Origin of the sequence: Natrarchaeobaculum sulfurireducens, assembly GCF_003430825.1 — an archaeon.
Taxonomy (GTDB): Archaea; Halobacteriota; Halobacteria; order Halobacteriales; family Natrialbaceae; genus Natrarchaeobaculum; species Natrarchaeobaculum sulfurireducens.
Genome location: NZ_CP024047.1, coordinates 1,058,977 through 1,076,510 on the forward strand (window position 1 = coordinate 1,058,977; position 17,534 = coordinate 1,076,510).

Annotated in this window: 20 protein-coding genes; 7 read left to right on the forward strand and 13 right to left on the reverse strand. The window is 65.1% G+C overall.

Going from position 1 to position 17,534, the window contains the following annotated elements:
- Window positions 1-6 precede the first annotated feature (6 nt).
- The gene (locus tag AArc1_RS06445) at window positions 7-657 is read right to left on the reverse strand and encodes a hypothetical protein (protein WP_117363596.1); all 651 of its coding nucleotides are present in this window, start codon (window positions 655-657) and stop codon (window positions 7-9) included.
- A gap of 75 nt (window positions 658-732) precedes the next feature.
- Complete coding sequence (gene fer / locus AArc1_RS06450) at window positions 733-1,983, reverse strand: ferredoxin Fer (protein ID WP_117365800.1); 1,251 nt, start codon at window positions 1,981-1,983, stop codon at window positions 733-735.
- A 442-nt stretch (window positions 1,984-2,425) separates the two neighbouring features.
- Between fer and AArc1_RS06455 the strand changes: the two genes are divergently transcribed.
- The gene (locus tag AArc1_RS06455) at window positions 2,426-2,920 is read left to right on the forward strand and encodes a universal stress protein (RefSeq protein WP_117363597.1); all 495 of its coding nucleotides are present in this window, start codon (window positions 2,426-2,428) and stop codon (window positions 2,918-2,920) included.
- 48 nt (window positions 2,921-2,968) lie between these two features.
- Here the strand turns inward: AArc1_RS06455 and AArc1_RS06460 are convergent, their stop codons facing one another.
- The 5 genes from AArc1_RS06460 to AArc1_RS06480 all read right to left on the reverse strand — a co-directional run bounded on the left by AArc1_RS06460 (window position 2,969) and on the right by AArc1_RS06480 (window position 7,032).
- Window positions 2,969-3,877: a glycosyltransferase gene (locus AArc1_RS06460; RefSeq protein ID WP_117363598.1), complete on the reverse strand. Its 909-nt coding sequence runs from the start codon at window positions 3,875-3,877 to the stop codon at window positions 2,969-2,971.
- A gap of 178 nt (window positions 3,878-4,055) precedes the next feature.
- Window positions 4,056-5,354: a hypothetical protein gene (locus AArc1_RS06465; RefSeq protein WP_117363599.1), complete on the reverse strand. Its 1,299-nt coding sequence runs from the start codon at window positions 5,352-5,354 to the stop codon at window positions 4,056-4,058.
- Window positions 5,355-5,430: 76 nt separating this feature from the next.
- Window positions 5,431-5,850, reverse strand: coding sequence for a universal stress protein (locus AArc1_RS06470; RefSeq protein ID WP_117363600.1), 420 nt, complete (start codon window positions 5,848-5,850; stop codon window positions 5,431-5,433).
- 156 nt (window positions 5,851-6,006) lie between these two features.
- Window positions 6,007-6,411, reverse strand: coding sequence for a universal stress protein (locus AArc1_RS06475; protein ID WP_117363601.1), 405 nt, complete (start codon window positions 6,409-6,411; stop codon window positions 6,007-6,009).
- Between the two features lie 183 nt (window positions 6,412-6,594).
- On the reverse strand, window positions 6,595-7,032 hold the full coding sequence (locus AArc1_RS06480; protein WP_117363602.1) for a universal stress protein: 438 nt from the start codon (window positions 7,030-7,032) through the stop codon (window positions 6,595-6,597).
- A 295-nt stretch (window positions 7,033-7,327) separates the two neighbouring features.
- Here AArc1_RS06480 and AArc1_RS06485 point away from each other — a divergent pair, with 295 nt between their 5' ends.
- Window positions 7,328-7,690: a DUF7344 domain-containing protein gene (locus tag AArc1_RS06485; protein ID WP_133412326.1), complete on the forward strand. Its 363-nt coding sequence runs from the start codon at window positions 7,328-7,330 to the stop codon at window positions 7,688-7,690.
- 86 nt (window positions 7,691-7,776) lie between these two features.
- Here AArc1_RS06485 and AArc1_RS06490 read toward each other — a convergent pair whose 3' ends face one another.
- Window positions 7,777-9,261: an AMP phosphorylase gene (locus AArc1_RS06490; protein ID WP_117363604.1), complete on the reverse strand. Its 1,485-nt coding sequence runs from the start codon at window positions 9,259-9,261 to the stop codon at window positions 7,777-7,779.
- Between the two features lie 108 nt (window positions 9,262-9,369).
- Between AArc1_RS06490 and AArc1_RS06495 the strand changes: the two genes are divergently transcribed.
- The 3 genes from AArc1_RS06495 (at window position 9,370) to AArc1_RS06505 (ending at window position 11,321) form a co-directional block, all read left to right on the forward strand.
- Window positions 9,370-9,816, forward strand: a complete 447-nt coding sequence (locus AArc1_RS06495) for a universal stress protein (RefSeq protein ID WP_117363605.1) — start codon at window positions 9,370-9,372, stop codon at window positions 9,814-9,816.
- Window positions 9,817-9,908: 92 nt separating this feature from the next.
- A complete protein-coding gene (locus tag AArc1_RS06500; RefSeq protein ID WP_117363606.1) occupies window positions 9,909-10,397 on the forward strand; it encodes a universal stress protein in 489 nt (162 codons plus the stop codon).
- 51 nt (window positions 10,398-10,448) lie between these two features.
- Window positions 10,449-11,321 carry a universal stress protein gene (locus AArc1_RS06505; RefSeq protein WP_117363607.1) on the forward strand — a complete coding sequence of 291 codons (873 nt, stop codon included), beginning with the start codon at window positions 10,449-10,451 and terminating at the stop codon, window positions 11,319-11,321.
- Here AArc1_RS06505 and AArc1_RS06510 read toward each other — a convergent pair.
- The 3 genes from AArc1_RS06510 to AArc1_RS06520 all read right to left on the reverse strand — a co-directional run bounded on the left by AArc1_RS06510 (window position 11,318) and on the right by AArc1_RS06520 (window position 15,050).
- On the reverse strand, window positions 11,318-12,718 hold the full coding sequence (locus tag AArc1_RS06510) for a TIGR00341 family protein (protein ID WP_117363608.1): 1,401 nt from the start codon (window positions 12,716-12,718) through the stop codon (window positions 11,318-11,320). The two genes, AArc1_RS06505 and AArc1_RS06510, sit on opposite strands and share 4 nt — an antisense overlap.
- Before the next feature lie 147 nt (window positions 12,719-12,865).
- Window positions 12,866-13,732, reverse strand: a complete 867-nt coding sequence (locus tag AArc1_RS06515; RefSeq protein WP_117363609.1) for a universal stress protein — start codon at window positions 13,730-13,732, stop codon at window positions 12,866-12,868.
- Between the two features lie 106 nt (window positions 13,733-13,838).
- A complete protein-coding gene (locus tag AArc1_RS06520) occupies window positions 13,839-15,050 on the reverse strand; it encodes a CBS domain-containing protein (RefSeq protein ID WP_117363610.1) in 1,212 nt (403 codons plus the stop codon).
- 226 nt (window positions 15,051-15,276) lie between these two features.
- Between AArc1_RS06520 and AArc1_RS06525 the strand changes: the two genes are divergently transcribed.
- Window positions 15,277-15,732 carry a universal stress protein gene (locus AArc1_RS06525; protein ID WP_117363611.1) on the forward strand — a complete coding sequence of 152 codons (456 nt, stop codon included), beginning with the start codon at window positions 15,277-15,279 and terminating at the stop codon, window positions 15,730-15,732.
- A 39-nt stretch (window positions 15,733-15,771) separates the two neighbouring features.
- On the opposite strand, the gene AArc1_RS06530 is transcribed toward AArc1_RS06525, so the two are convergent.
- Window positions 15,772-16,176 carry a hypothetical protein gene (locus AArc1_RS06530; RefSeq protein ID WP_117363612.1) on the reverse strand — a complete coding sequence of 135 codons (405 nt, stop codon included), beginning with the start codon at window positions 16,174-16,176 and terminating at the stop codon, window positions 15,772-15,774.
- Between the two features lie 205 nt (window positions 16,177-16,381).
- Here AArc1_RS06530 and AArc1_RS06535 point away from each other — a divergent pair, with 205 nt between their 5' ends.
- Window positions 16,382-16,834, forward strand: a complete 453-nt coding sequence (locus AArc1_RS06535) for a universal stress protein (RefSeq protein WP_117363613.1) — start codon at window positions 16,382-16,384, stop codon at window positions 16,832-16,834.
- Window positions 16,835-16,863: 29 nt separating this feature from the next.
- On the opposite strand, the gene AArc1_RS06540 is transcribed toward AArc1_RS06535, so the two are convergent.
- Window positions 16,864-17,340 (reverse strand): pyridoxamine 5'-phosphate oxidase family protein, encoded by a 477-nt coding sequence (locus tag AArc1_RS06540; protein ID WP_117363614.1) that lies wholly within the window; start codon window positions 17,338-17,340, stop codon window positions 16,864-16,866.
- Between the last annotated feature and the right edge of the window lie 194 nt (window positions 17,341-17,534).

A 17,534-nucleotide genomic window follows, 5' to 3' on the forward strand; every position in this document is an offset into this window, starting at 1 on the left:
CGAAGATCATAGCCCGGGCGGATACTCACCGGTCTTCCGGTACTCGGAGACCACCGCGGCGAACGCGGCCACGTGGAGGAGCACTACTACGACGATCATCGCGAGATATATCAGGTGGAGCGGATCGTCCGAGGGGAACCCCATCTCCTCGTATGGACGGAGGTACGCCCGGTCGTAGCCGTGGACGGCAACGAGCCAGAAGATGACGTAGGTGCCGTGACTCTGGTGCCACTTCCAGGCTTTCGTGCCGAGATAGTCGTAGGCCCGGTTGTTCGACGTGGCCGCCAGGACGATCGCGATGAGGACGGCCACGAAGGCACCGAACGCCCACGGACTCATGTCGACGAGATAGCCGACGACGTCCCAGTCACGCGCCGCGAAGACGAATAGGACGTGGATAACGGACCAGATCGCGAACCAGATGCCGAGTTCCGACCGCCAGTTCACCGGGAAGTTCCCCGAGAACTGACGCCTGATCGACGGCCGGATACGGACCAGCGGACCGATGACCATCACGACAAATAGGATGAAGAAGGGAACGGCACCGACGACTCGCTGCCCGCCGTATCCGACGACCCACAGCAAGACTGCGGCGACGAGGCTCCCGATCGCTACGCCAAGATGGTGGGTGAGTTCGTTGTTAGTGTCTGCTGTCATGATCTTCCAGTGTCACGTGGTCGTGGCCGAACGGACATCGATCACGCTGATAAAGCTGTTCCCGGTACGCGACACCTAGACCACTCGGTCTCGCAGTTCGTCGAGGTGTTTGGCACCGTACACCAGCGTGACCGAGTCACTCGCCGGTGTGGCCACGCAGGTCAGCCGGAATCCCCTCTGCTCTACCTCTTCGTTCGACAGACTCCGCTGGACGTCCATCTCGAGGTCGCCCTCGAGTACGACCGCAGTACAGTTCACACAGCCGCCGGCTCGACAGTAGTACGGCCAGTCGAGTCCCGCGGCTTCCGCTGCGTCGAGTACGTACTCCTCACGCGACACCTCGAGCGTCCCGTGAGCGTCGGCATCGAGGTCGGCGTCCGCGGCCCGCTCGAGGAGGTCGGCGTCCTCGAGCGACCAGCCGCGGTCGTCGATGACCTGGTAGTCGAGGTACTCGACGGTCACCGTCTCGGAACGCGGTGCGCTGATGCCGATTACCGGGACGCCCGCAAAGCGGACGACACGCTCGGTCGTGCTCCCGAGCAGGTAGCGTCGCAGCCCCGTCTCGCCGTGGGTTCCCATCACGATGCAGTCAGCGTCGTGCGTCGCAGCGGACGCGAGAATGCGCTGGTCGACACGACCGCTCGGGATCGAGACGTCGACGACCTCGAGGTCCGACCTGCGGATGCGTTCGAGCGCGTCGTCGACCGGCTCGAGACCGACCGGCTCGATATCCTCTCCATCTGTAGCCGTCTCCGCAACGTCGAACGGTTCTACCCCCTCGATGGGCTCCTCGTCGCTGACGTGGACGAGGTGGAGCCGTGTGCCAGTCGCGACGGTGAGGTCGATGGCGTGCTCGAGAGCGGTCGTCGCGCTGTGGCTCCCGTCGATGGGAACCAAGACGCGATCCAGCGCGCCCTCGACGTCGGTTTCCTCGTGGACAGTCGCGACCGGGACAGACGACTCCTGGAGGGTCTGTTCGGCCACGCTGCCCAGCAGGAACCGGCCGAGCCCGCTGCGACCGGTCGTCCCCATCACGATCAGGTCCGCCTCGCGTTCGTCGGCCGACTCGAGGAGTTCGTCGTGGACGGCGTCGCCCTCCTCGCGGAGTTCGGTCGTCACCTCGAGGCCGCGATCGGCCGCTCGCTCGGCCAATTCGTCGACCGCCCGTTCGCTCTCGTCTTCGCCGTCGTCGCCGACGAGTCCTCCCTCGAGGACGGAGACGACGTGTATCGCCGCGTCGAACCGTTCTGCGAGAGAGAGTGCGTACGTCCCGGCGTCGGTTGCAACCGGACTGCCGTCGGTCGGAACGAGGATCGTCTCGTACATCTCGAGGGCCGTACCACGTTCGCTCTGAAATACCTCTAGGACGGACCACACCTGCGGTCTGCCGTCGGTGTCACCGCCGGAGGGGGAGAGGGCTTCGAGGGGCGGCAGGTCGGCTCCCGGGATCCCGTGTCGGATCGGCGGCCGAACGGCTCAGGAGCCGTGGTACTCGCTGTCGGGTCGTGAGATACCCCGATTGGGAGTGTCGACACTGTGCGGACGTCTAACTGCTCGATCGAACCGGCGAGCGCTGGCGATCGGGGGAGGCAGACGGCCCTTCCGTCCACGAACGAGCGCTCGAGTTCGGGACGCCGGGAGTGACCACGCGCCGATTCGTGGGGGCGATTATCATGTAACAGCAAATTGATAGCTTTGAAGACCTAACGGGGTGGTTTCGCTCGAGACGTGGCCCACCATTATTGCCGCGGCCGTAGAGGAGCGGCGTATGTCGTTCGTCGTCCCGTTCGATGGATCGGAACTCGCGGAAGCTGCACTGGTCAGGGCCGTCGAGTACGGTCGTGCCCTCGAGGAAGCCGTCACCGCTGTCAGCGTCGTCCCTGAACGAACGCGCTACGCCCGCGAGAAGGGGTGGATCGGGCCGGACGAAACGTACAACGTCGATGCGGTGGTCGACACACTCGAGGCGCAGGTCGCAAGGCTCGCCCCCGAGGCGACGTTCGAGTACGAACGCATCCGCGAGTTTCCGCCACAGGAGCGGATCGCAGACCACATCGAACGGCTCATCGAGGCCCACGACCCGCAAGTCGTCTTTCTCGGAAGCGACAACGTCGGTCGCGTCGTCACGCCGCTGACGAGCGTCGGCGTCTACGTCGCCGACGAAGAGTCCTACGACGTCTATGTCGTCCGCCAGATTCGCCCACCGGACCTCGAGGCGATCGCCCCCCACGCGGAGTTCTACGATCAGGGGTCAGGCGGGTGACCGACGGCGCGAACGGCCCTCGAGCGTGCTCGAACACCGGAACCTAACTCAGGGGTCCAAGACGGTCACGTCGAAGGTTTCGTCCCACTGGTAACGACGGCCACCCCAGACGAACGTCGGTCGCAGGATGCCGACGACGCCGAGCAGCGGCGTGAGGGCGACCGACGGCACTGCGAACAGCCACGTCCAGCGATCGACCCCGAACGCACGGTACCGGTTGTACGCGAGTGCAGTCACGGCGAGGCCCACCGGCAGCGTTGCGACGACACCGAGTATCACGATGGCGACGAAGAGACCGAGGATCGCGAGCGTCCTGCGGGGGGCAAACCGGTAGAAGATCGTAACGAACCGCGTGAGGCGTTCGTAGGTGGCCCGAAGACCTCCCGGAACGTGAACCTCGTTGACGAGTTCGGGTGACGCGACGATGTCGTTGGTGTACTCGGCGAGTAAGGCATCATCGGAGATCGTTCGGCGCAAGTCGGCCACGTAGCCTTCGAGGTCGATCTCGCGTCGGTCGAACGTAACGCCGCCACCCCAGGCCACCCAGTTCGTCCGGTCGACGACGAGGGTGGCGACGACGAGACAAAGCGGCTCGAACAGTTTGAACGGGTACTCGTCACTGACGAAGACGGGAACCGCGGTCACCGTGCCGTGTTCCTCGCCGAGTCGTTTGATCGTCGCCAGCCAGTCGGCGTCCCGCTCGAGGTCGTCATCGGTCAGGACGATCCGGTCCTGAGAGGCGTACTCGAGGGCCAGCGCGACGGCGTTTGCCTTCCCCGAACAGCCCTCGGGCTCGCCAGCGACGAGCAGGTCGGCCTGTGCCGGCAGGTCGACGTCCGCGACCGGATCGTCCTCGCTATCACAGACGACCAGCAGTTCGTCCTCGGGCTCGAGTTGACTCGCCAGCTGGGCACACGAGCGCGTCCACTCGAACGTCGGCAGGATGATGCTCGCCATCGGAGGGGATACACCAGCCAGTAGGCTAACCGTTTCGGTGGGCTGTGACATGTACAACGGGAAGCAGATAGGTCGCTGCCCGGTCGCGATCCCGTGGCCCGTGTGGGCTGCCGTACCGACGTCTCGATGTCCCCGCTGTGGTCGCAGTCTCACGACACCTGACGGACGGCCGTCCGTCTCACTCGGTGCCAAAGCGGCGATCGAACCGCTCGGAGAGCGACTCGGAGACGTCGGTCAGGTACGCCGTCCCCCAGAGGGTGACGATCACCGCGCCGACGAGATTGAACACGAGGTCGATCATCGTGTCGTCGATGCCGTGCTGGGCGAGAACGGCGTCCAGGCCGAACGCGACCGCACTCTGGTCGATCATAAACTCGAGGATCTCCCAGATCACGCCCGCCGCCAGCACGAAGATGAGGATGAACGCGCTCATCACCTTCGGCGGCACGTAGACGTCGTCGGTGTGGAGGTGGATCGCCCGGAAGAAGGCGTAGCCGGCGGCGGCGACGACCGACGCCGACAGCGCGTGGGTGAGGTGATCCCAGGGATCGATCGCGTCGTAGAGGCCGGCCGAGCCCAGCGCGTGGAGGAAGACGGCCGCGGTGATCCAGAGGACGAGTCCGGCGTCCATCGGCAGATCGTACTCGCGCTCGAGGATGGCCGGGATAAAGGTGATCGTGAGCGCGACGACGGCGTTGGCGATCGTGGGGAGATCGCGGACGGACAGTCCCCAAAGTAGGATGGCGACCAGCAGAGCCTGCATTGTGCGGCTGGCCTGGCGCTGGCGCGTCGGCGAGATACCGAGTCGGTCCCGGAGTTTGACCGGTTCGTGTCGCTCCCGGTCGTCGTCCGGCAGTGGCTTGGGCGGGACGTACGTCCGTTCGGAGGGACGACGATCCCGCGAGCGAAAGTAGCGATCGAAGACGAGTCCGCCGCCGATGCCGGCGATGCCGGCGTAGATGAACTCGGTCATCACGGTGGCGTTGACGGCGTCCTGTGATCGTCCATCGAGGACGTACGACGTGCCAAAGAGGACGTCGGCGCTCCACTGGAGGACGTTCCAGAGACCGGCGACGGCGAGCGTCGTCAACACGACGAGGACGATCGCGAACCCGTGGTTCATGCGCACGGCGGTAAACTGGTGGAGTTCGACGGCGATCAACAGCGCGAGCGCCGCAACCGCGAGGTAGATGGCGATCTCGGTGGCGAACACCTGTCCGAGGAGCGTCTGCCAGACGCCGGGCAGGGCGACGACCGCGACGAGTTCCCACGGTGGCATCACCCGCGGATCACGAAACGCAACCGCGGGCACGACGACGACAACGATCACGACCAGTGTCATGACCGTCCAGTCGTACAATCCCTCGAGGACGGTCCCGATACCGGTGAGCGCGAGGAGGAAAACGAGGAGCCAGCCGAGGATCGCGTTCGGACCGGTCTCCGAAAGCAAGCCGCCGAGGTCGTCCGCGTGAGCCATGTCGGATGCTTCGAGTGATCCACGCAAATCGGTATCCCTCGAGCGAGGGGGATGACGGACCGAAAGCGATGGTCCCCTAGGCGGTCAGCACCGGGCGGTCGGCCGTCCGGACGATGCGTTCGGCGACGCTACCGATCCGATTCGTTCGCGTGTGACTCTGTCCCTGGTAACCGATCACGATCAGGTCGGCATTCATCTCGTCGGCCGTCTCGCGAACCTGTTCCCAGGGCCGACCGTGGCAGACGTGCCAGTCACAGTCGACGCCGACAGTTTCCGCGCGGTCGTTCAACTCCTCGAGCATCGCTGCTCCCTTGTCTTCTAAGTTGTCGAGGACGATCTCCGTGCTGCTTAGCGCTGGCTCGCCGTAGCGGTGCGTCTCGACGCAGTACATCGCGTGGACGGACGCGCCGTACCTGTCGGCGAGCTCGAGGGCGTGTTCGACCGCCCGGTTCGCCGGATCGCTGCCATCCGTCGGGACCAGTATGGTGTCGTACATCGGTACAGCGGTACGCACGTCGAAGCCGTCCAAATAACTCACACCCTCGCCGCTGATAGGTTCCAAAGCCGAACCGTCACCGGCTCGAGCAGAGACGTCCGGTCGCTCGAGCCGGGCGACCCGGAGCGGCCGTGGTTCGTCACCGATACCAGTCGATTACACCGTCAAAACCGGCCGATCGACGTACCTGACGACGCGTTCGGCCGTACTGCCGATCTCGGCGCTCGAACCGAGTCCGCGGTTGCCCAGAACGATGAGGTCCGCATCGTTCTCATCGGCGAAGCCAGCGATCTCTCCGTGAGGGCGACCGCGTCGGAGTTCGGTCGATACCTCGACATCCGTCCGGGCCTGTACGTCCTCGAGGAGTTCCGTTCCACGACGCTCGAGTGACTCGACGATGGACACATCGCCCGAGAGCATCGAATCGCCGTATCGGCGCGTGTCGACGACGGAGACCACACATAGCTCGGCATCGAACGTCGACGCCAGATCGACCGCGTAGTCGACCGCCCGGTCAGCTGATTGGCTCCCATCCGTCGCGACGACGATCGTCTCGTACATAACGTAGGGGTTCGACCACAGGTAGCTACAAATACCTTACAGGCGTCGCCGTCGTGGGCGCGCTCGAAACGCTCCTAACAACAACTGAACCGGTTCCCACACCGAGCGCACCGTCCGCGGTTTGCACTCGGTTCCTCGCGCCGAACCGCGCTCTCCCCCGTGCGGTCGGGTGGACACTGCCGTTCAGTGGCTAGTAGAGGGGACGACGGCGACCGGAATCGGCGAGCGACGAACGACGCGCTCGGCCACGCTCCCGAGCACGACTCGAGAGATCGCCTGTCGGCCGTGGCTGCCCAGTACGATCGTCTCACAGTCGTCTTCGAGTGCCCGTTCGACGATTCGGTGAGCCGGTTTGCCGCTGTCGACCTCGGTCTCGAGGTTGCGGTCGCAGTCGGCCGCAAGCGCCCGTGCGGGCTCGAGGACGCTGTCTGCGTGTTCGCGGGCCTTGCCGGTGAGCGGGACCGAAATATCGGGGCCGTCGATCACGCCGAGATATCCCTCGGGAATCTCGACGACGTAGAGTGCCGTGACGTCGGCGTCCGGGAACTCGTCGAAGGCGAACTCGAGTGCGGTTCTCGCAGGTGGTGAGCCGTCGTAGGCAACGAGGATACGGTCGCTCATAGGGGCCGTACACTGTCCGATCGGTTAATCCCATATGGGCGACTCCCCTGGTCAGGTGCCATAGTCCCGAGTGGGGGCGTTCTCGAGTCCAGCCATTCAGCCCTGCACGACCGCCCTGTTCACCCGGCTCTCATCCCACGGTCGGCGCTCTGACACGGTCCAAAACGTCGTGATTCGCCGGACAGTCTGAGCGTATTGAAACTATAAATCCGCGAACAGTGTGCTTGTATTTACGCTTTCACGCCGTGGGAATTCTCTCGATGACTCTTACGTATCGGCGGTGGAGTCCGACTCGATGACCGAGCATCCGATCGTCGACACGGATGGCGTCGTTCGGGCGGCGTGTGACCTCGAGAGCCTCTTCAGGCTCCTCGCCGACGACCGACGCCGACAGGTCGCCGCAACGCTCGAGGCGATCACGGACGACTGCGTCGACCTCGAGGTGGTACTCGCGGCCGTCGCGGCGGCCAATGGCGACAGCGGACCAGCCCGCGACGATTGGCGAGTCGAGTTCCAACACGTCCACCTGCCGATGTTCGAGGACGTCGGCGTTATGGAGTACGACGAGCACGACGGGACGGTTCGGTGGTATCAGTGTGACGTCCTGACGAACGTCCTCGAGGCGGTCGGCGCGAATCGGTCCGCCATCGTGCGCTGATCCGCCGGCACCCATCCCTGGTTTGCAGGCCTGGCCACCGGTTTCTCCGTCGACGGCCATCTCCGGTCGACGTGGTAAGCTCCCGCTCAGCGTCGTTCCACGAGCGCGTCGGCTTTGCTTCGCACGCGGATCGGCTCGAGTCGGTCGGCGAGTGCCTCAGCCTCCTCGAGTTTACTCGCCGTCTCCGCGTGGATCGTATAGAGAGGGGCACCGATCTCGATAGCGGTGCCGGCGGTCTGATGGATCACGAGCCCGGCCCGGCTATCGAGGGGAGCGCCAGCCCGCCGGGCGAGATCACAGAGCTGTCTGTTGTCGACGCGACTCGCGAGCCCGGCACGATCCGCACGGATCGTCGTCGAGTGCGCACCCGGCTCGAGGTCCGCCGAGGAGACGTCGGGGTCGCCACCCTGGGCGGCGACGATGTCGCGGAACCGCTCGAGCGCCTGTCCGGACTCGAGGAGTTCCGCGGCCGAAGCGTCGACACCACAGTGTTCGAGCAGGAGTTCCGAGAGTCGAAGCGATTTCAGTCGGAGCGACTCCGGGGCGTCCTCGTCGCCCTCGAGCACCGCGAGGACGTCCCGTGCCTCGAGAGCGGGGCCGACACCGCGACCGATCGGATCGGTGCCGTGGGTGATCGCACAGCTGACGTCCATCCCGAGGTGGTCGCCAACGCGCTTGAAGTCGTCTGCGAGCTCGCGAGCGGCGACGAGGCTCTCGACTTTCGCCCCCTCGCCGTAGGGGACGTCGATCACGACGTGAGTCGAGCCTGCACTGCGCTTTTTCGAGAGGACGGACGCCATGAGCTGTCCGGGCGGGTCGATCGACAGTGGGTTTTCCGCGCGGATGATCTCGTCGTCGACCGGTGAGAGGTCGACGCCGCCGCCCCAGACGAGACAGCCGTTCGTCTCGGTGACGATTTCTTCGATCTCCGCGAGCGAGAACTCGACGTCACAGAGGACCTCCATCACGTCGGCGGTCCCCGCCGGCGAGGTCACCGCTCGTGAGGAGGTCTTCGGCATCGTCAGGCCGGCGGCCGCGACGATCGCGACCATGATCGGCGTCACGCAGTTGCCTGCGATGCCCCCGATCGAGTGTTTGTCCGCGACGACCGGCGCGTCCCACGAGAGCTGCTGGCCGACGGCACTCATCGCCTCCGTGAGGTGTTTGGTCTCCTCGAGCGAGAGGCCGTTGGCGTAGATCCCCGAGACGTACGCACCCAGTTCGACGTCCGAGAGGCGGTGTTCGTGAATGTCCTGGACGATCCGCCCGAGTTCGTGGGGTTCGAGTTCGACGTCGTCGAGTTTCTTGCGAACGTACCGCACCGACCGGGGTGTTCCAGCGAGTTTGACGTCGACGGCACCGTGAACGGCGTGAAGCGGTTCGGTGACGCCGACGGTACCCGGCTCGACGAGTTCGTCGGTCCGCTTGACGATCCCAGTTACCGTCTCGCCGTTCCATCCGATCCGGACTCGGTCGAGCGGGTGGGCCCCCAGTTCGTCAGCGTCGGTCGTGTTCAACAGGACAAGCGGGCGGCTCGTCCCGATGTCGATTGCCGTAGCCTCGAGTTCCATTCGTCCGACCGATCTCACTGCGATAGCAAAACAGTGGCGCCGCGAGCCCCGTTTGGGACCGTGGTCGACCCCGTGGCTGCTATATCGCTTCGGAAAATAGGAGTCCACATGTCCAGTACCGTCCTGGTTCCGGTCGACGGCTCCCCGCTCTCGAGACGTGCGCTCCGCTATGCGTTCGAGTCGTTTCCCGACGCCGAGATCGTCGCCTACCACGTGACCGACCTGTTCGGTCCCAGCTACGGGCCTGATGGCGACCTCGAGTCCGCCTTCGAGCCGATGGTGGGGACCGACGCCTGGGACGCCCGTGTCCGCGAGACGACCGAGCGGTTGTTCGCCGACCTCGAGGCGGTTGCGGCCGACCACGACCGCTCGATCACGCTCGAGTCTGACGTCGGCGATCCGGCCAGACTCGTCCTCGAATACGCGACGGAAGAGCCCGTCGACCACGTCGTGATCGGGTCACACGGCCGCCCGAACGCGCGTCGGCCGATGTTCGGTAGCGTCGCCGACAGCGTGGTCCGTCGGGCACCGACGACGGTTACCGTCGTCCGCTGAGGCGGGCTCTGGCGGTCCAACAGGCAACTCGATCGTTTCCGGCGTCCACAGCCCGCACCAACGTTTTTACTCCCTGTGCCGTAGACTCACACATGACGTTTCTCGTCCCGTTCGACGGCTCGTATCTGGCCGAGGCGGCGGTCGCCAGAGCGGCCGAGTACGGCGAGGTGCTCGAGGAAGACGTCGTCGCCCTCTCTGTCGTTCCGGCGGAAGAATCCTACGCGGTAACGAAAGGGTGGTACGAAGACGGCGAGGACGAACCGTTCAGCGTCGCGTACGTCGCCGACAAACTCGAAGACGGCGTGACAGCCATCGCGCCGGCGGCGACGTTTCGATACGAGCGCGTCGACGACGGGATGCCGATGGCCGTCGCCCAGCGCATCGGCACGGTCGCCGAGGAACTCCGCCCGTCGGTCGTCTTTCTCGGGACCGACGACGTCGGCGAGATCGCCGAACCGGTAACCAGCGTCGCCGGTGGGGTCGCAGCGCGCGCCGCGTACGACGTCCACGTCGTCCGCCACTACGCACCGCCGTCCTCGCCGTCCGTCCGTCTCGAAGAGGGGCCCTCGCTCGGCGAGTGACCGTGCCGAGCCTACACGGTGTTTGATGTGCGTGCACGTGGGACCTCCCTTATGTTCGCGAGGCTACTCGTTCCGACCGACGGCAGTGCCGGAACCGACGCAGTGACCGCACACGCCCTCGAGTTCGCACGGACGTACGGTGCAACCGTCCAGGCCCTGTATGTCGTGGATACGGGCGCGGAGCCCGCCAGCGTGGCCGGCGACCAGCGCGAGGAACTCTATGCCCCCTCGGAGCGTCGCGGCCGGGAGGCGACGATCCGGATTACCGATCGGGCCGAAGCGGACGAGACCGACGCCGCACGGGAGGTTCGAGAGGGAATTCCCTACGCCGAGATCCTCGCTTCGGCGACGGACCACGACGTCGATGCGATCGTGATGGGGACCCACGGTCGAAGCGGTGCCGATCGGGTCCGTCTCGGAAGTACCACAGAGCGAGTCCTCGCGCTGTCGTCGATCCCCGTCATCTCGGTGCGACTCGAGGAGGACGCGCCGTCGACGGCCGACGACGGGTACGACCGGATCGTCGTCCCCACCGACGGCAGCGACACAGCCGAACGCGCCGCCGAGACCGTCCTCGACGTCGCCGAGAAGTACGATGCAACCGTCCACGCGGTGTACGTCATCGACTCGACCGTCTACGACCTCGAAGACGCCCCCCGGAGCATCCTGGGACTTCTCAGAGAGGGTGGCGAACGCGCGATCGAGACGGTCGCCGAAGCGGCCCGCGAGCGTGACCTCGAGGCCACGACCGAACTCCGTCGTGGCGTTCCGGCCGACGAACTGCTCGCGTACGCCTCGAACGTCGACGCCGACCTCCTCGCGATGGGGACTCGCGGGCACGCGATCGGCAGCGCCGACCTGCTCGGGAGCACCACGGCCCGCGTCGTTCGTCGCTCGCGTGTGCCGGTACTGACCGTCGGCTAGGCCCGGCTTCGACGCTCCTCGAGTCGTTCTTCCTCGTTATCACTCCGGTCGCCGACCGTGTGGACGACCTGTCGCTCCGTCGGCTCGAGCGCCGGCTGCTCGTCGCTACCGTGCTGGTCTGCCAGGACGTACCGGACCTCGACGATGGGTGGGTCGTCGACCTCGGCACTGACAGCGTCGGACAGCCGGGTTCCGAGTTCGGGATCGGTCTCGACGCCGTCGGTTCGAACCGTGACGACGACTCGGTCGATCGACCGGAGCGGGTAGTCGTCGTCGAGGATGACCTCGACCGACTCGGCCTCGACCCCGTCGTAGTCTGGCTCCTCGAGGACGGTTTCGACCTCCCCTTCGGCCGTCGATTTCAACTGGGTCGTCTGGAACTCGAGGAGCGTAATTCCGACCAGCGGTGTCGAGAGGGCCAGCAGTCCGACGGCAAAAACCGCGGCGTACGTAGCCGTCTGGCGGCGGGTCGGCGAGACCTCGAACAGGCCTTGCGGGCGATAGCCAGCGAGCCAGAGCGTGACCAGCGCGGCGGCGTTGATCGAGAGGACGTTGATGGCGACGAGGCCGAACGCACCCAGCGCGGCCCCGTACATTCCCCAGGCGGTCGTGATCCCGACCGCAGCGGCCGGCGGGATCAGGGCGGCGGCGATCATCACGCCGACGATCGCCTCCGAGAACCCACGCGTCAGACTCAGGATACCGGCGACGCCGGCCCCGAGTGCGACCGCCAGCGAGAACAGGTTCGGTGAGACGCGCTCTTCGAGTTCGGCGACCACGACGATGTCGACCCCGCCAGGCTCGAGGCCGGCAAGCCGAGCCAGGGTGGCGAGCCCAATCGACGCGGCGATGACGACGGCGACGCCAACGACCTGATACCGAAAGCCTCGCGTCCGAAGCTCGCCGTCTCCGGTGACGATGCCGACGCTTGCGGCCAACGCGGGCCCGAGCAACGGTGCGATCACCATCGAGCCGACGACGACCGCGGGCGAGTCCGAGAGCAGCCCGGACGTGGCAACCACCGCGCTGATCAGCAACATCACGACGTAGATCGAGAACGCGGGTGTGAGTTCGTCCGCTTTCGTCACGAGCACCTGTCTCGAGGTGCGCTCGCCGGTCGTCGTGCCCCGCCTGTGAAGTTTCCGGAGTTCGTCGAACTCCTCGGAAATGACCGTCTCGGCGTCGATGACGACGACTCGAGCGGTCGACAACTCGGCTTCGGCGAGTCGATCGAGGACGCCCTCAACGGCTCGCGTCGGGAGCGGGAACCGAACGACGGCGTCGGTTTGCTGGTGGCCGATCTCGTCGCTCACGACGTATTCGATCCCCTCGTCGTCGAGAATATCGAGGACCGCACGCCGTTTGCCCGATGGGATCGTGATTTCGATGTAGCGCACGCGAGAACCGGACCACGGCCTGGCGCATAGGCTTAGCCCGACCTCGCCGAGGCTCCGGTGAACCGGCGGCGTCGACCGCCAGGTTGTGCCTCACCCGTACAGTGTCGGACTGACAGCACGCAGTTTCAACGCCGAGCCACGACCGACCTAAAACAGCCGACGTAGCCGCGACGAAGCGGGCTCGTGTCGTTTCGCCAGCACGACCGTCCCGGCGGCGTGCCGGCCGACGGCCTCGGAGACGGTTCCGAGAACCCGTCGCCTGAGAAGCCCGCCTCGAGAGGTGCCGAGGAAGGTGACGTCGTAGTCTGCCGTCCAGTCGGTGAGCGTCCCCGCAACGTCGCCGGCCGCAACGAGTTCACGCGTGACCGAGGGGGCAGGCTCGACTCGAGCGGCCGTTCTCGCGAGCAGTCCGTTCGCCTCCGCTCGCGACAGGTCCGGATCGTCGGCGTCGTAGACGTGAAGCAGTGTGACCGACGCGTCGTGCTGGCGGGCAATAGCTCCGGCCGTCTCCGCAGCGTAGGCGTCGTGTGGACCGCCAGCGACACCGACCAGCACCGACTCGATCTTGGGCGTCGGCGTCTTGATGCGCTCGACGAGCAGATCACACGGTGCTGACCGCAATACCGTATCGAGGTGGCTCCCGAGGAGTACCTGTTCGCGCGGCGGCCGGCCCCGCCACCCTAGCAGGAGTTCGGCTGCTTCGTACGCCGTCGCGCCGCCGACGATTCCGGCCGCGACGTCTCGGGCCATCCGGATTCGCTGGTCGACTGGCACGCCAGCAGCTTCGACCCGGTTAGCAGCCGCCTCGAGCACCGTTTCTGTTTCCTCCTCGAGTAGATACCGGCGACCATCCTGGAGGGACAACTGCGGTGGCACCTCGAGTACGTAGAGGAGACGGATCCGATACGATCGCTCCCGGGCGAGGCCGATAGCCATATCTAGCTGTCGCTCGGCCGTCTCTTCGCTCGCGATCGGGACCAGCAACGTCTTCGTATCGGTGATCGAATCAGCCATCGTAGCTGTCCGAACTGTCACTGGCCGTCGGGTTAGTCGTTCTCCCGGTTCGACAGCCCAAAAGAGAGTCGAAGTCGCGATGTGGTGTCTGACGGTACCTCGCCGACTACGGGCTCAGCCACCAGCCATAGACCTTCTCTAGGTCTTCCTGGTCGGCCGGCTTCTTGGATTTACCGTTGGTCTTGCCCTCGAGGATCTGGCGTTCGATCGCGTTCAACGCGAGCGAGAACGCGTGGCGGTCGCCGTACCCTTCGTCGGCGGCGACGAACAGGCCCTTGTCGGTGAACAACCGGATTCGGACGTGCATGAGCGGGACGCCGCGGAGCTGTTCTTTGTGCTTCTGGAAGTGGACCTTCGCCTCGAAGACGCGCATGTCACGGAACTTTCGGGTGACGTCCTCGATGCGCTCGGCGAGTTCCTCGCGGTTCGTATCCGCCATGAGGTCGGCACCGAACACCTGGACCGGCAGCCGCTGTTCTTCGGTCCAGGTCAGCGACTCGAGGAGGTCCGTCTTGGTGACGATACCGGTGAGTGCGCCATCGTCGTCGACGATGATCGACGACGAGCCACCGAACTCGAGCATCGTCTCGAGGACGGCATCGAGGTCGTCGTTCGGACTCGCGGTGCCGAGCGTCTCGACCATGACGTTACGAACGGGGAGCTCGAGCAGATCGGCGCTTTCGCCCTCGCGAGCGCCGAAGCCACCGTGGTGGCCGCCGGAGCTCGCATCCATATCCTCGTTGGGGTCGCCGCCCTGCGAGCGCTGGAGCTCACGGGTGACGAACTCGAGGACGTCCGCGAGGCTGACGATCCCGACCACGTCTGCAGGGTCGTCCTCGCTCACGACGGGCAGATGCTGGATGCGTTCGGTTCGGAACGTCGCGAGCGACTTTCCGAGCGTGGTCGTCGGCTCGACCGAGACGATGTCCGTCGACGCGACGTCGTCGGCGTCCAGCACCGAGAGGAACGGCTGGACGTGTCCGAGGAGATCGTCGGCCCGAACGACGCCGACGAGGTCGTCGCCCTCGAGGACGGGCAGGAGCCGGGTGTCACCGGCGATCATCAGTCGGGCTGCCTCGCGAACGTCTTCGTCGGCTTCGATCGTCGGCACGGAGCGAACGAGCGAGCGTGCTTTCCGCGACGTCTTTTCGTGAGAAGAGAGCACGTCGCGTCGAGCGACGATCCCCTCGAACTCGCCGTCGCGAGTGATCACGAGCGTTTTTTGTGCGGAGTCTTCGAACGCCCCGCGGAGCTTCGAAACCGGCGTCGCCTCGTCGTACGTGTCGAATTCCTGATCGACGATAGCAGTTACGTCCATGTGTGATCGTCGATTCCCAGGGCGCATACATATCCTCGGCGATTCTCCGGTATCGTGAGTTTCCGAAACTCGTATCAGTTGCGAGCCCTGTTACCGTCGATGATCGTTCGATCACCGTCGTCCGAAGCAGGCTCGACGACTCGACACCGGTCTGTCGATCTGGTCACTTCTGGCGAGTCAATCGACTACGTCCTGGCTTTATATATCGCGGCGAGATAGCTGACGTATGTACGATCGAATACTCGTTCCGACAGACGGGAGCGACTATGCCGAGGCGTCCGCAGCGGCGGCACTCGAGTTGGCGAAGACGATGGACGCGACGGTCGACGTTATCTGTGTCGTCGAGACGGGGCCGCTCGGGTCCGTCGCGCTGCCAGGTGATACCGCCAGTGCAGACGATGTCCTCAGCGAGCGAGGAGAGGAGTACGTCACACAGGTCGCAGACCGGGCTGCTGAACTCGATGTTCCAGTGACGACCGCGGTTCGCGAGGGCGTCCCCGTTCGGGAAATCCTTGACTACGCCGACGATGTCGACGTCGACGTCATCGTCATGGGATCGAGAGGACGCGGGGGAATCAGCCGGATGATGCTTGGAAGTGTCACAGAAGGCGTCACCCGCCACAGCGGGCGCGACGTCCTCGTCGTTAGTTCCGACAGCGGTCCAGTCTCCACCGATCAGTGACTATAGTGGCCACTGAACGTCAGTGCAGACACGATCGCACTACGCGGCTCGAGAGAGCGCTTTCGACCGTCGGCCGATGCCCCAGCCCAGGAGTGCAAGCCCGACGAATATGCCGACGGCCTGGAGTGCGTGTGCTTCCGGGACCAGTTCCGGGGTAACGCCCCACGCGTCGAGTCCGAGACTCGCGAGCAAGGAGACGAGGACGAACGCGAGACCGGCGTCGGCCGCGCGCATGTTCGGGAGGCGCTCTGGCGACGACAGGCGTCGGCCGAGCAGGTACCAGACGAGCGCGTAAGGCACCCAGCCGACCACGATCGATCGAATGGCCCTGTCAGGATCGCCTGCAGAGAGATACAACGGTACGAGCCCTACATACACGATCCCGGTTGCAGCCACCGCTCCAACCAGCAGGAGCGTTCTTCCCAGGCTCCGATCACCGCTCATGACGTTCGGAGACTGTTCAGTAATCGTGATGAATCTACCGATGAACCCGCTTTTCGAGGACAGAACCCGTCGTTTATCGTGACACGGAAGCCACCGGAACCGGCGGTGATCTACCCTCGTCTGCCGACGACCGTTGCCGACCAGAGCACGTACTCGTCGCACTCACACCCGTGATTTATGTCGCTCGTCGGAATGAATCGAACCGATGTACGACCGACTGTTGCTCCCGACCGATATGAGTCCCGGTGTCGATCGTGCGATCGACCACGCGACCGACGCCGCGACACGGTACGACGCGGAACTGCACGTGCTGTACGTCGTCGACGCGGACGCGTACAGCTCTTATCCCGGCGACGAGTACGTCCACGAGTTCGAGGGTCTCGAGAGTGCCCTCGAGAACGCCGGCCGGGACGCCGTCGACGAGATCGCCGAGCAGGCTGCAGCGGCCGACGTCTCGACCGTAACCGAAATCCGCCACGGAGTCCCTCACGAGGAGATCCTCACCTACGCCGAGGACGCAGCCGTCGGACTCACGGTGGTAGGCTCGAAACACCGGTCGGACGAGTACCGACGGCTCCTCGGAAGCGTGGCAGAACGCGTCGCTCACATGGCCGAACGGCCGGTAACAATCGTGAAGACGCCGGTCAATACGGAGTAGTCGGCCGACACAGGGGCCGACGGCACGCCCTACGTCTCGCTCGGCTCGAGGCCAGGTGGAAGTCCCTGGTGTTTGACGCCGGATCGGTCTTCGATACGGAACTCGTACAGTTCGACGTCTCCGGACAGCGACGCGCTCTCGAACAGATCCGGCCTCCAGACGTCGGCCAGAAGCGCCTCGACGTCGTCCCACGCCGATTCCGAACCCCGCTCGAGTCGACCCGTCAACAGGACGCTTTCCCAGCTATACATCGTATCGACCGCGAACACGAGAAAACTCGCCGTCTCCGCCACGTCGGTCGCCTGTCGTTTCCGGCTGCTCGAGCCGGACAGGTACGTGAAATAGAGGCTATCGTCGCCGTCGAACCCGTACGAGATCGGGAACAGATACGGGGCCCCCTCCTCGGGAAGGGCGAGCACGCCAACGCGTTGGCTCGCCAGAAAATTCGCAATCTCGGGATCTGTCATCTCCGTCAGGCCGTACGCTCGCAACTCGTCGATCGACATCTTACACTACCGTCAGTAAGGGGAGTAAAGAAGCCTCTGCAGCATCGAGTGACTGTCTGGTATACTGTTATTTCAGTTTGCCCGCCTCCTTGCTTGTGCTCGAAACACGTTGCTGGCGCTCGGGGTGGCCCGTCGCGTATGCACGCAGCGGTCGCCGGCACGTCCGGGCCGATTCACGACGGTCAACGCATCTC

What these genes read in the sequence shown, in the direction of transcription:
- fer (WP_117365800.1), bottom strand. Translation starts at nt 1,983, where the DNA reads ATGTACGAGACGATCCTCGTTCCGACCGACGGCAGTCCGGTTGCAACC.
- AArc1_RS06520 (WP_117363610.1), bottom strand. Translation starts at nt 15,050, where the DNA reads ATGGACGTAACTGCTATCGTCGATCAGGAATTCGACACGTACGACGAG.
- AArc1_RS06465 (WP_117363599.1), bottom strand. Translation starts at nt 5,354, where the DNA reads ATGGCTCACGCGGACGACCTCGGCGGCTTGCTTTCGGAGACCGGTCCG.
- AArc1_RS06540 (WP_117363614.1), bottom strand. Translation starts at nt 17,340, where the DNA reads ATGTCGATCGACGAGTTGCGAGCGTACGGCCTGACGGAGATGACAGAT.
- AArc1_RS06485 (WP_133412326.1), top strand. Translation starts at nt 7,328, where the DNA reads ATGACCGAGCATCCGATCGTCGACACGGATGGCGTCGTTCGGGCGGCG.
- AArc1_RS06445 (WP_117363596.1), bottom strand. Translation starts at nt 657, where the DNA reads ATGACAGCAGACACTAACAACGAACTCACCCACCATCTTGGCGTAGCG.
- AArc1_RS06535 (WP_117363613.1), top strand. Translation starts at nt 16,382, where the DNA reads ATGTACGACCGACTGTTGCTCCCGACCGATATGAGTCCCGGTGTCGAT.
- AArc1_RS06455 (WP_117363597.1), top strand. Translation starts at nt 2,426, where the DNA reads ATGTCGTTCGTCGTCCCGTTCGATGGATCGGAACTCGCGGAAGCTGCA.
- AArc1_RS06460 (WP_117363598.1), bottom strand. Translation starts at nt 3,877, where the DNA reads ATGGCGAGCATCATCCTGCCGACGTTCGAGTGGACGCGCTCGTGTGCC.
- AArc1_RS06515 (WP_117363609.1), bottom strand. Translation starts at nt 13,732, where the DNA reads ATGGCTGATTCGATCACCGATACGAAGACGTTGCTGGTCCCGATCGCG.
- AArc1_RS06480 (WP_117363602.1), bottom strand. Translation starts at nt 7,032, where the DNA reads ATGAGCGACCGTATCCTCGTTGCCTACGACGGCTCACCACCTGCGAGA.
- AArc1_RS06490 (WP_117363604.1), bottom strand. Translation starts at nt 9,261, where the DNA reads ATGGAACTCGAGGCTACGGCAATCGACATCGGGACGAGCCGCCCGCTT.
- AArc1_RS06475 (WP_117363601.1), bottom strand. Translation starts at nt 6,411, where the DNA reads ATGTACGAGACGATCGTCGTCGCGACGGATGGGAGCCAATCAGCTGAC.
- AArc1_RS06500 (WP_117363606.1), top strand. Translation starts at nt 9,909, where the DNA reads ATGACGTTTCTCGTCCCGTTCGACGGCTCGTATCTGGCCGAGGCGGCG.
- AArc1_RS06470 (WP_117363600.1), bottom strand. Translation starts at nt 5,850, where the DNA reads ATGTACGACACCATACTGGTCCCGACGGATGGCAGCGATCCGGCGAAC.
- AArc1_RS06530 (WP_117363612.1), bottom strand. Translation starts at nt 16,176, where the DNA reads ATGAGCGGTGATCGGAGCCTGGGAAGAACGCTCCTGCTGGTTGGAGCG.
- AArc1_RS06505 (WP_117363607.1), top strand. Translation starts at nt 10,449, where the DNA reads ATGTTCGCGAGGCTACTCGTTCCGACCGACGGCAGTGCCGGAACCGAC.
- AArc1_RS06495 (WP_117363605.1), top strand. Translation starts at nt 9,370, where the DNA reads ATGTCCAGTACCGTCCTGGTTCCGGTCGACGGCTCCCCGCTCTCGAGA.
- AArc1_RS06525 (WP_117363611.1), top strand. Translation starts at nt 15,277, where the DNA reads ATGTACGATCGAATACTCGTTCCGACAGACGGGAGCGACTATGCCGAG.